Here is a 12,781-nt window from a genome sequence, read left to right on the forward strand (position 1 = left end):
GAGGATACCATGGATCATCTACCTGTCACACGTCCTCTTGCACAATGGATCATCGCCGGCATCTTGGTCGCAAGCCTGCTGATCCTCTTCCTGGCCCTGCGCCTGCCCAAGGTTGCGTCGCTCCGACCCTCGGCGCGACGTTCGCCGTCGAAGCGCATTGGCCTCATGCTGATCGCGCTGATTCCGATCCTGTCGGCGATCCTGATGTGGCCCGTCATGCGTCCGTCACCCCATGACCTGCGCAATTGGCGCTCTCTCGTGCCGGAGTGGATGGTCCAGGGTTTTGTGTTGACCGGCCTGGCCGCTGCGCCGCTGACCCCCATCAACCCGGACGTGTCTGGTGACGGCCAGGTGGATGTCGACGATGTCCAGCAGGTCGCCGCCTGCTGGATGCTCGCGCCCGGCACGCCTAGTTGCCGATCGGCGCTCGACCTCAACCACGACAGCGCCATCGACATGCTCGACATCAGCCTGGTGACCGGGGCTTGGGGGCGTTCTTTCACGCGCCTGGTGGAGAGCAGTCCCATGAACGGCGAGACCGGCGTGGGTGTGCTGCGGGAGACGATCCTGCGCTTCAGCGCGCCGCTGGACCCAGCCGGCGTGGTCGAGTCCAACTTTGCCGTGCAATTCGGCGGCCAGTCGATCGCGCGACGCCTGTACCTGTCGGCCGACGAAAAGACGGTGACGATTTTTTACGACCAGGTGCTGCCGGCCAGCGCCCGCGTGCGCGTGACGATCAACGGTGACGCCTTGGCTGACGCGCAGGGCTACGCCATCGACGTGGACGGCGACGGCGTGCTCGGCGGCACAGGCATCATCGATTTCGATACGCTGACTCTGACCACCATCCCCGGCACTGTGGTTTGTGGCCGCGTCTTTGCGTCAGAATTAGAGCCTGTACCAGGTGGCGGGTCGATCAACGTTCCGCTGGAAGGCGCCCGGATCACCGTCGACGGCAGCAACGGCGCCATGGATGCCTTCACCGACAACCAGGGCAACTTCTGCCTCGATCCTGCGCCTGCCGGCAGCTTCTTCGTGCACATCGACGGTCGCGAGGCCACGAATCCGATCCCCCCAGGCAGCTATTATCCCTACGTCGGCAAGGAATGGCAGTCCGTGCCCGGCCAGAGCTCGAACATCGGCGACATCTATCTGCCACTGGTGCCGCAGGGCACGCTGCAAAACGTCAGCGCCACGCAGCCGGTCACGATCACCTTTGCGCCGTCGGTGTTGGCGCAGCATCCCGAGTTCGCCGGCATAGAGATCGTCGTCCCGGCCAACAACCTCTTCGCCAATAACGGCACGCGAGGCGGCCAAGTGGGCATAGCCCCTGTGCCGCCGGATCGCCTGCCAAGCCCGCTGCCGCCAGACCTGAATTTCCCGATTGTCATTACGGTCCAGACGGATGCTCCGGAGAACTTCGACCTGCCGGTACCGATCTGCTTCCCCAACCTGCCTGACCCAATCAGCGGACAGCCGTTGCCACCGGGCTCCAAGAGCGCTCTGTGGAGCTTCAGTCATGATATCGGTGACTGGACCATCGCTGGTTCCATGACCGTCAGTGCGGACGGCACATTGGTTTGTACCGACTCTGGCTATGGTATCCTTCAGCCAGGCTGGCACGGTACCCAACCCGGCTCGTCTGCCGACGGAGGTCCGCTAGGCGACGGCGGCCCCCCGCCTTGTGGTAATGATAATGGCGGCGCAGGGGGTGAGACTTGTGAGCCAAGGCCCGGCTGGGATCCTAACGAGCATTTTAACGGTTGCGGCCCCGACGGTTGGGACTACGCAGTCCCGGACAATCCCATGCTTGTCGTGAATCCCGGTTCCCTCGGTAATCCGGCTTGTACTGGCTTTGCTTGGCAGGCCTCCTTCTTCGACGCCTGCAAAGGCCATGACATCGGATATTCAACTTGCAACCAACCCAAAGGCAACACCGACTCTGAGTTCTTGTCGAACATGCTGGCAGCTTGCCAGTGTTACTTAGCTCTACCATTACCGCAGCCGATATCCTATGGCGAATGCGTCGTTCTGGCATACGCGTACCACGCGGCTGTTAGCAATGGTGGTACAGATGCTTATCGAGACGCACAGAACGACGCATGTGAATGTACACCACCCGACGACGGGCACTGCCAGGTTGGTGCGGGTGATGATGAACATATCGGACTAGATATCATCTCCAGCCGCGTTTCTGGCGGGGCAGAGTTGGAGTGCACACTGGATTCACTGGCAGGCATCAACGGCGTGGCCTTGGGCGTAGACAAGTCAGCCTGTAGCCCTGATTCTGCGCCCATGCAATTGGAGACAGGATTGCATTACTACAGTGTCACGAATCGAGACACGGGCGAAGTTGTGCGCCGGGGCATCACCGGCCGCCAGGGCATTGCCTTTGACAACCTGATCCTGGCGCCGAACACCAATTACACCTTGGATGTGTTGCAGGCTGCATCATTGCGCTACGGCACACTTGACTTCACGACAGGTTTCAATGGCTCCCGGACTACGCTATCGACAATTTGGTTGAAGCATCCGAACAGTTGGGATCTAGATGGGGACGGGCTTCACGATGTGGGTGAATACATCATGGGTACCGAGCTATTCCAAGCCGACTCTGACGGTGACGGCGTGCCCGACGGCGCCGAAGTGCGGCAAGGCCAGGACCCATTGAGTGGCGTTTCGGCCATCACTGGTATCATCGCCACAGCCGACACCCCTGGCACCGCCGTGGACGTCTGCGCTCTCAACGACATCGCGGCTGTGGCCGATTCGGCTGCCGGCGTCTCGGTGTTCAATGTCTTCAGCGGCATGGATCCCACGATCATCGCCCAAGTCGACACACCGGGCAGCGCGACCGCGGTGGCCTGCGCACCAAACCGAATCGCCGTGGCCGACGGCGCCACTGGCCTGGCGATCATCGACACTGCCGACCCGCCGGCAGCCTCCATCCTACACCAGGTCGACCTGGGCGGCCCGGTCACCGCCGTGGCAACAGCCAGCAACCTGGTCTATGCCAGTACCAGCACCGGCCGGGTTGTAGCCGTCGATATGAACAGCGGCGCAGTGCTAGCTTCGCTAACAGTGCCGGGTGCCGTGCAGGACGTGGCCCTGGGTGGAGATTACCTTTACGCGCTGACTGTCGGCAAGCTTTACGCCGTCGATCTGCGCACTTTCCAAACAATGGGTGAGGCTAACTCCCCCGGGCTACGTGGGCGCCGGAGGCCGGCGATTGCGTCTGTTTGTCGGCGGAGACGTGGCTTACGCGGTGCATACACGTGGCTACAACACCTTCAACCTGAACGACCCAGCTCATCCGGTCATAATAGCTAATGGCGGTACGAACCAGTTTGGGTGGAAACAGATCGTAGCCAGCGGTTCTGGCCTGGGTGTGGCAGCCGTCGGCCCCAACAGCACCAACGATGGGCCGCACAACGTTTCACTCTACGACGTCAGCGATCCGGCGCAGACCAACGTCTTCCTCACGGAGTTTCCAACGCCAGGCCTGGCGGCCGCGGTTTCGATCTACAATGGCCAGGCCTTCGTGGCCGACAGCCAGGCCGGCCTGCAGGTCATCAACTACTTGGCTTACGATAACCAGGGCGCAGCGCCTACGATCAGCCTTTCCACCAACTTCGCGCCGGGTGTGGCCGAGGAAGGCCAGATCATGCGCGTGTCGGCCAACGTCGACGACGACGTGCAGGTGCGCAATGTCGAATTCTACGTCGACGGCGTGCGACAGGTCGCCGACGGCAACTTCCCCTTCGAGCACCGCTTCGTGACCCCGCTGATCGCCCAACAGCCGAGTTTTACGCTGCGGGCTCGCGCCAGCGATACCGGCGGCAATATCGCCGAGACAAGCATCACGACCGTCACCTTGACCGTAGACGCCACCCCACCGCAAGCGACGCGTACCTCGCCACCAGATGGCAGCCGTTTTGGCTTGAACACGGTCACAACACTTTCAGCCACCTTCAGCGAGCCCATCGATCCAGCCACCCTGACCGCTAACACCTTCCAGTTGTTCTCAGCCGGCCCGGATGGGCAGCCAGGTACAGCGGACGACGTCCCAGTGACCGGTGGTGTTCTCTCGTTCAACTCTGACACGAGAACGGCATTCCTGACCTTCAGTGCGCCGCTGGGTTCCGAACGGTATCGCGCTATCTTGACGACCGGTATCACCGACCTCGCCGGCAATCCCCTGACAGCAAGCCGAGTTTGGTCGTTTGACGTCGCCATCCCCGTCTACTGGGATGGCGGCGGCAATGGTACGGCATGGAGCGACCCGCTGAACTGGAGCATCAACGCATTGCCCGGGCCCAACGACATCGTGATCATTGACGTGGCCGGCACGGTGACGGTGACCCACGCTTCGGGCACTACTAGCATCTTCAGCTTGCAGAGCCAGGAGCCGATCCGCCTGACCGGCGGCACGCTCAGCATTGCCGACCAATCGACGATCAACGCCAGGTTCGTCCAAAGCAATGGCACGTTGGACGGAGCGGCCACGGTGACGGTGAACGGAGCGTTGAGTTGGAGCGGTGGAACCATGAGCGGCAGCGGGCGGACGGTGGCCCAATGGCCCACTGACCCTCGACGGCCAGGTCAAGTACCTGGACAGGCGCACCCTGGACATTGCGTCTGGCGCGACGTGGTCGGGCGCCAATCCCATCGGGACAAGCACCGGCGCCGTGATCAACGTGCTGCCGGGCGTCACCTTCGACATTCAGAATGACCAGGCGCTTGTCTACAACGGCGGCCAGCGACCTACGTTCAACAACGCCGGCACTGTCACGGAGTCGGCAGGTGCAGGCACGTCGCGTATCGACATGATCTTCAACAACACCGGCACGCTCAACCTCCGGGCCGGCACCTTCCAGATCAACAGCGGCGGCAGCAGTTCCGGTCCTTTCCAGGTGCAGGCGGGGGCAACGCTGAACTTCAGCGTAGACACGTATACCTTCGCGGCGACCGCCACCGTCGCCAATGCCGGCGCAGTTCGTTTCTCCAGCGGCACAGTCACGGTGAACGGCGCATTCTCCGGCGCGGGTTCCGTCACGGTCAACGGCGGCACGGCGACCTTCGCCGGTGCGTACACCGCCACGGGTCCCGTCACCCTCAGCAGTGGCAACCTGATCTTCAACGCCCCCAACGGTGTCAGCTTGCCAACGTTCACCCAAAGCAATGGCACGTTGGACGGAGCGGCCACGGTGACGGTGAACGGAGCGTTGAGTTGGAGCGGTGGAACCATGAGCGGCAGCGGGCGGACGGTGGCCCAATGGCCCGCTGACCCTCGACGGCCAGGTCAAGTACCTGGACAGGCGCACCCTGGACATTGCGTCTGGCGCGACGTGGTCGGGCGCCAATCCCATCGGGACAAGCACCGGCGCCGTGATCAACGTGCTGCCGGGCGTCACCTTCGACATTCAGAATGACCAGGCGCTTGTCTACAACGGCGGCCAGCGACCTACGTTCAACAACGCCGGCACCGTCACGAAGTCGGCAGGTGCAGGCATCGCGTATCGACATGATCTTCAACAACACCGGCACGCTCAACCTCCGGGCCGGCACCTTCCAGATCAACGGCGGCGGCAGCAGTTCCGGTCCTTTCCAGGTGCAGGCGGGGCAACGCTGAACTTCAGCGTAGACACGTATACCTTCGCGGCGACCGCCACCGTCGCCAATGCCGGCGCAGTTCGTTTCTCCAGCGGCACAGTCACGGTGAACGGCGCATTCTCCGGCGCGGGTTCCGTCACGGTCAACGGCGGCACGGCGACCTTCGCCGGTGCGTACACCGCCACGGGTCCCGTCACCCTCAGCAGTGGCAACCTGATCTTCAACACCCCCGCGGGCGTTACCTTGCCAACGTTCGTCCAAAGCAATGGCACGTTGGACGGAGCGGCCACGGTGACGGTGAACGGAGCGTTGAGTTGGAGCGGTGGAACCATGAGCGGCAGCGGGCGGACGGTGGCCAATGGCCCACTGACCCTCGACGGCCAGGTCAAGTACCTGGACAGGCGCACCCTGGACATTGCGTCTGGCGCGACGTGGTCGGGCGCCAATCCCATCGGGACAAGCACCGGCGCCGTGATCAACGTGCTGCCGGGCGTCACCTTCGACATTCAGAATGACCAGGCGCTTGTCTACAACGGCGGCCAGCGACCTACGTTCAACAACGCCGGCACTGTCACGAAGTCGGCAGGTGCAGGCACGTCGCGTATCGACATGATCTTCAACAACACCGGCACGCTCAACCTCCGGGCCGGCACCTTCCAGATCAACAGCGGCGGCAGCAGTTCCGGTCCTTTCCAGGTGCAGGCGGGGGCAACGCTGAACTTCCAGCGTAGACACGTATACCTTCGCGGCGACCGCCACCGTCGCCAATGCCGGCGCAGTTCGTTTCTCCAGCGGCACAGTCACGGTGAACGGCGCATTCTCCGGCGCAGGTTCCGTCACGGTCAACGGCGGCACGGCGACCTTCGCCGGTGCGTACACCGCCACGGGTCCCGTCACCCTCAGCAGTGGCAACCTGATCTTCAACACCCCCAACGGTGTCAGCTTGCCAACGTTCACCCAAAGCAATGGCACGTTGGGCGGAGCGGCCACGGTGACGGTGAACGGAGCGTTGAGTTGGAGCGGTGGAACCATGAGCGGCAGCGGGCGGACGGTGGCCAATGGCCCGCTGACCCTCGACGGCCAGGTCAAGTACCTGGACAGGCGCACCCTGGACATTGCGTCTGGCGCGACGTGGTCGGGCGCCAACCCCATCGGGACAAGCACCGGCGCCGTGATCAACGTGCTGCCGGGCGTCACCTTCGACATTCAGAATGACCAGGCGCTTGTCTACAACGGCGGCCAGCGACCTACGTTCAACAACGCCGGCACCGTCACGAAGTCGGCAGGTGCAGGCACGTCGCGTATCGACATGATCTTCAACAACACCGGCACGCTCAATCTCCGGGCCGGCACCTTCCAGATCAACGGCGGCGGCGGCAACAACAGCAGCGTGATGGACATCGCGGGCGGTAGGACGCTGGACATCAACGGGCCTTACACCAACGCTGCCACCGGTGTCATCCAGGGTACCGGGACCCTGGATATCCGCGATGCGCAGTTTACCAACAATGGCACGATTGCGCCGACGGTGATCATTCTTCAGTGAATTGGTGGTTTCGTCTAGTGGCGAAGGATCGTCAGTGGTGAACGGATCTACTCAGGCGCGCCTGCTAGAGCAGGACTGACACCTTATTTTGTACGGTAACAGGCCATTTCTATTCAGTGATGGTCTAGGATTACGGAGCATAGATGAGTATAGCGTCTTTGAGCAAACGTAGAGGAGTCCCACGGGGGCGCTTTCGTTTTGACGTTGGTTCGATCAGAGGAGAACGAGATATGTGTCCCAAACACATCATAATCATCCTTGTCCTGCTGGCGCTTTCCATACCGGCCTCTCCCGCGCACGCTGGCAGCGTCGTGACCACCTGCGACGAACCGCACCTGCTGGCGGCAATGGCTGGCGGCGGCACGGTCACCTTCAGCTGCAGCGGGACGATCACGCTGTCATCCACGATTACAGTTGCGACCGACACCACCGTCGACGGCAGTGGGCAGAATGTCATTATTAGCGGTAACCACGCAGTGAGGGTATTCACCGTGAACCCGGAGATTGCCCTAAACCTGAACATGCTGACTATCGCCAATGGGAGATCAGTCGGCGATGGTGGCGGCATCCAAAACGACGGCGGCTTGGTAACTATAAGCAACAGCACCTTGTCCAGCAATACTGCCGCATGGAGTGGCGGCGGCATCAGCAACTACCATCCCTATCGCCACGGGACGGTAACCGTAAGTAACAGCACCTTCTCAGGCAATAGCGCTGATAATGATGGAGGTGGCATCGCTAACTTCGGCGGCACGGTGATGGTGAGCAACAGTATCTTTTCCGGCAATAGCGCTCTCGGCAGTGGTGGCGGAATCGTAAGCACCTCCACATTGGCCGTGAGCAACAGCACCTTCTCTGGCAACAGCGCCAGCATCTTTGGTGGCGGCATCTATAATACTGGCGAAGCTATCGTGAGCAACAGCACCTTTTCCGCAAACAGTGCCGATGGCGGCGGCGGTATCCTCAATGCCTACGAGTTAACCGTGAGTAACAGCACTTTCTCCGGTAATAGCGCCGCCGGGTATGGCGGTGCCATTTTTAACTTTGAAACGGCGGTCTTGACCAACAGCACTCTTTCCGGCAACAGTGCCGATGGCGGCGGCGGCATCTTCAACAACGTCGATAGCTCCCTGACTCTTAGGAACACTGTCGTCGCCAATAGCCCATCGGGAAGCAACTGTTACGCCTACGTCAGCCGTCCTATCGTCGATGGCGGCGGGAACCTGAGTTTCGGCGACAACACTTGTCCCGGCATCAGTGGCGATCCCAAGCTGGGTCCTTTGCAGAACAATGGCGGCCCTACCGAGACAATGGCGCTGGGCGCAGGCAGCGCCGCACGCGACGCAGCCAATGACGCTACCTGTGCGGCCGCGCCGGTCAACAACCTGGACCAGCGCGGCGTCACTCGCCCCCAGGGTGCACACTGTGACATTGGCGCATATGAAGCGCTGGGTAACCTGGGTAACATCGTAAGTATCTGCGATGAAGCGCACTTGTTGGCCGCGCTTGCCGGCGGTGGCACCGTGACCTTCACTTGCAGCGGGACGATCACGCTCTCATCCATGATTACGGCTCCGGTGGCGGCCACAATCATCGATGGCAGCGGCCAGAATGTCACCATCAGCGGCAACCACGCCGTACGGCTGTTTTACATCCCGGCTGGCAGCAGCCTGACCTTGCGCAACCTTAACCTGGTCAACGGTCAGGCGGACAGCGATTCGGGCGGCGCGATCTACAACCTGGGCAGCCTGGTTGTGGCTGGGGGCAATTTCGAAAGCAACTCGGCGGAGTTATACGGGGGCGCCATTCTCAACTATGGCACCGCAGATGTCAGCGACACGATGTTCTTTAGAAACGAAGCTGGCGTCAATGGCGGCGCCATCGACAGCACTGCCCAGTTGAGCGTCCATCGGTCCCGGTTCATCGAAAACACCGCAGGATTCCGCGGCGGAGCGGTCAATAACTACTTGGGCACGATCACGGTGGAAGAGAGTCTTTTTGGTGGCAATCGCTCCAGCGGCTACGGCGGCGGGTTGGTCAACGACGGCGGAAACGCTCTCATCCGGGGATCACGCATAGCACTCAACTCGGCGTCGGACCGTGGTGGTGGCATCAAAAACAGCGGCATCCTCTACGTCTTCGACAGCACTCTTTCGGACAATCGCAGCCGGGGAGGCGGCGGAATCCTTAACGAAGGCGGAACGGTGACCGTGAGCAACAGCACATTCTCCGGCAATAGCGTCATGGAATTTTCCGGATTTGGCGGCGGCATCCTCAACGATGGCGGCACGATGGGCGTGATCAACAGCACGTTCTCTGGCAATGGGGCTTATTTCAATTGCGGCGGTGGCATTTCCAATAATGGTACGTTGACGCTCAAGAACACCATCGTCGCCAACAGCCCCAGAGGAGACAACTGCGACAGCGTGAACTCCATCACCGATGGCGGCGGCAACTTGAGTTTCGGCGACTCCACTTGCCCCGGCATCAATGGCGACCCCCAGCTCGGTCCTTTGCAGGACAACGGCGGTCCTACCTATACGATGGCATTGGGCGCCGGCAGCGCTGCGATTGACGCAGCTAATGACGCCACCTGCGCAGCCGCGCCAATCAGCGGACTCGACCAACGCGGCGTCGCCCGTCCTCAGGGCGCCCACTGCGACATCGGCGCGTTTGAGGTCACGGACCCGCGCGTGCCAGGGAGGGTGTTCTTGCCGATCATCAGCCGGGCGCAATAAGCCCCAGAAGGCTCGCCGCGGGCACGGCGCCGCCTATGTCTTCACAATTGTATCGCTTCTGTATCGGTCAGAGGCTTGTACAGTGGGTGTTCCCGCTGTTTACTATCTGCAAGCAGGTTGGCACACACTCACCGCCTGAGCGATGGAGTCGGTGCTGTGCCTGGAAATGACGTCTGCTTGGAGAGCCCACCTGAAACTAGCCACCCAGCGAGGACATATGCGTACTTCTACACTCAACCGACTATGTGTCAGCTTGGCCGTTTGCTCGATTCTTGTTGTTGAGTCATCGTTGAACAAGGAAGTGTGAAACCATGCGTGAACTAACCCATCATCGAGCGCCGATCCAACACATTCTGCGAATCCTCACGGTCGTTTGTCTATGGCTGGTGTTCTATGCCCTACTACGGCCGCCAACCATTGCGCACGCCGGATCATTCACATGGACAGGAGCAGGAGATGGCAGCACGTGGACTGATCCCAGCAACTGGAATCCTAGCAATGGGTACCCAGGCGCAGAGGGTGAGGACGACTCGGCCACAATTGTTCGGCTTGGTGGCGGGCCAGCGGACGTTACTCTGAATACAAGCGTTACGCTTGCTTCACTCTCCGTGGCAGAGGGCAGTACCTTGCGCGGTGGCGTGGTGGATATCAAAGAGGACTTCACGTGGTCTGGCGGGAGGCTTTACAACACGATCAATGTACGCGCTGGGGCCGCCATGACAATCCAAGGAACGGATCCAAAGACGCTCGCCAAGGCTAGCGGTGGCATGGGGATGATCTCTAATCACGGCGATGCAACCTGGCGTGGTACCGGCCTGCTGACCCTGCAGACCGAAGCATCGATTGTTAACGCAGGTACCTTCGTAGCCGAGGCGGGTACGATCTTGGTCGGTGGCACTTGCTGCACAGTCAACAACGTGTTCGTCAACGAAGGCTTGCTGCGAGTCATCACACCATTCCCGTTTCCACCCGGCCAGGTGACCTTTCGAGGCGCGGCGCTGATCAACAGTGGGACGGTGGAAGCAGTTGGAACCACACTTGAGCTGGAATATGCCAACCATCTCTTTCATGACGGTAGCGTCTTTACCGGCTCAGGTCGCACTCGCTTGACCGGCCCATCGGCCGTCCTTGATGGCATCGTAACGATCGCGGCTGGCGGCACGCTAGAACTTGCGAGCATCCCTTCGAGACACGGAATTCTTGCAGGGACCGCCACAATCAATGGCCCAGGGACGCTGCTCTGGACAGGCGGGACCTTGCGCGCGGACTTGACCATTGCGCAGGAAACGACGATGATCATTCGAGGGGACGCCGACAAAACACTCGATGCTGGTTACGACGGTGGTGTGCTGACCAATGAAGGGAATGTGTTTTGGGAGAACGGGCGATTGAAGTTCGATTTCGAGCCGCTTTTGGTTAACGCCGGAACGTTTACTATTCAGAGCGACTCGGTCCTGCAGGCCAATCGCTGCTGCCTACCGCCCGTAGCCACCTTCAAAAACGCTGGTACGTTGATCAAATCTGCTGGGACCGGCAGTTCGACCTTCCAAGGGGTAGGGCTTGTGAATTCAGGTGTGCTTGACATCCGTTCAGGGGCAATCGACCTTGACGACAGCGCTCACATTCTAGATCAAGGGAGTGTACTGCGCGGCGCAGGGCGGCTGCGTGTGATTGGCTGAGCGTCGATTTGTGGGGCACGCTGGCAATTGATGCCGGTGGCACCCTGGAGTTGGCTGCGGCGCCGACAGATGCGGCCACACTGCGTGGCGGGGAGATCATCGGAGCAGGCGTCATCACTGGCACTGGCACGTTCCTCTGGACCGGCGGAGAAATCGCAGGCGCGGTTGTCGTCGGCCCACAGACCACCTTGCGCATCGATGGTCCGGATGCTAAGGTCATCAGTACGGGCGCAGGGACGGGCCGTCTCGATCTCCTTGGCACGGGTAGATGGGCAGGAACAGGCGCGATCCGCCTCGAGAGTGGTGTGCATGGTGCGCAGTTCACCAACCGAGGAACGCTCGTCGCAGAAAGCAACGCATCGATGGTCGGGGACGGGACTGGAAATCTGTTTCGCAACGTCGGTGCATTTAGGCGCAACGCCGAAGGCGCTAACCACTTCAGCGATGACCTCGTCTTCCAAAACCGCGGGACAGTCGAGCTAACACAAGGTGCCCTTGTCTTCGACAGTGACGCAGGTTATTTACAGCTTGGCGGCACAACCAACTTGGTAGGGGGGGCTATTTCGACGACAACCAACATCGATCTTCGGGGCGGTTCGCTGACCGGTGTTGGTACGATCATCGGGACAGTGATCAACAAAGGGCGAATTGCACCAGGCGCGCCACTGGGTGTGCTTACGATCACCGGTGATCTTGTTCAACGCGCCGACGGCATCCTTGAGCTAGAACTGGGCAACATTGCCAGTGCCACGGCTCAAGCGAACGCAACTGCCGCCAACCTGATGCAAACAGCGGTGCCTCAACCTGCTAACTTGGCGTTTCGCGTCTTCTTACCAGTGGCAGAGACGAACCCCATAGCCAGTGTTCACCCTGGTCTCTCCGACCAGGTCGCCGTTAGCGGGCAGGTGACCCTCGATGGCATTCTGCAGCTCACTCCTCTTGGTGGCATTGTCCTACCGAGCGGAGCGACTTACACGCTGATGACCTACAGTACACGGTCTGGCGAATTCTCGCATGTGGATGGACTGAATGCTGGGCCTCCTCGACTACGTTACGATCCCGCAAATGCTATTCAACAGCGATTCAGTACCGCGCGTATTACTCAGCGCCGATGCTCACACCATCGCGCCAACCGTCTTTAGCCGCGCTCCGTATGTCCTAAACCGGTCGGTTAGTGTTGCGCCCCTTCAGGTGCGTCGTTGATC

The 12,781-nt window shown here is 60.9% G+C and carries 7 protein-coding genes; all 7 read left to right on the plus strand.

Annotated features, from left to right (window positions below; translation table 11 throughout):
- Window positions 1-9 precede the first annotated feature (9 nt).
- Entirely contained in the window at window positions 10-3,330 is a 3,321-nt protein-coding gene (locus IPM84_04705; protein ID MBK9092071.1) for an Ig-like domain-containing protein, read from the plus strand.
- A complete protein-coding gene (locus IPM84_04710) occupies window positions 3,230-4,732 on the plus strand; it encodes an Ig-like domain-containing protein (GenBank protein MBK9092072.1) in 1,503 nt (500 codons plus the stop codon). The genes IPM84_04705 and IPM84_04710 overlap by 101 nt, the downstream gene beginning before the upstream one ends.
- Window positions 4,689-5,432, plus strand: a complete 744-nt coding sequence (locus IPM84_04715) for a hypothetical protein (protein MBK9092073.1) — start codon at window positions 4,689-4,691, stop codon at window positions 5,430-5,432. Before IPM84_04710 ends, IPM84_04715 begins: the two co-directional genes overlap by 44 nt.
- Window positions 5,433-6,418: 986 nt before the next feature.
- Window positions 6,419-7,159 (plus strand): hypothetical protein, encoded by a 741-nt coding sequence (locus tag IPM84_04720; protein MBK9092074.1) that lies wholly within the window; start codon window positions 6,419-6,421, stop codon window positions 7,157-7,159.
- A 230-nt stretch (window positions 7,160-7,389) separates the two neighbouring features.
- Window positions 7,390-9,897 (plus strand): hypothetical protein, encoded by a 2,508-nt coding sequence (locus IPM84_04725; GenBank protein ID MBK9092075.1) that lies wholly within the window; start codon window positions 7,390-7,392, stop codon window positions 9,895-9,897.
- Between the two features lie 641 nt (window positions 9,898-10,538).
- Entirely contained in the window at window positions 10,539-11,576 is a 1,038-nt protein-coding gene (locus tag IPM84_04730) for a hypothetical protein (protein MBK9092076.1), read from the plus strand.
- An 8-nt stretch (window positions 11,577-11,584) separates the two neighbouring features.
- On the plus strand, window positions 11,585-12,718 hold the full coding sequence (locus IPM84_04735; GenBank protein MBK9092077.1) for a hypothetical protein: 1,134 nt from the start codon (window positions 11,585-11,587) through the stop codon (window positions 12,716-12,718).
- Window positions 12,719-12,781 lie beyond the last annotated feature (63 nt).

The sequence above is a fragment of the Candidatus Amarolinea dominans genome, from assembly GCA_016719785.1.
Lineage (GTDB): Bacteria > Chloroflexota > Anaerolineae > SSC4 > Amarolineaceae > Amarolinea > Amarolinea dominans.

Excerpts from the sequence above, each read along its gene's own strand:
- IPM84_04725 (MBK9092075.1), top strand. The coding sequence starts at position 7,390 with ATGTGTCCCAAACACATCATAATCATCCTTGTCCTGCTGGCGCTTTCC.
- IPM84_04705 (MBK9092071.1), top strand. The coding sequence starts at position 10 with ATGGATCATCTACCTGTCACACGTCCTCTTGCACAATGGATCATCGCC.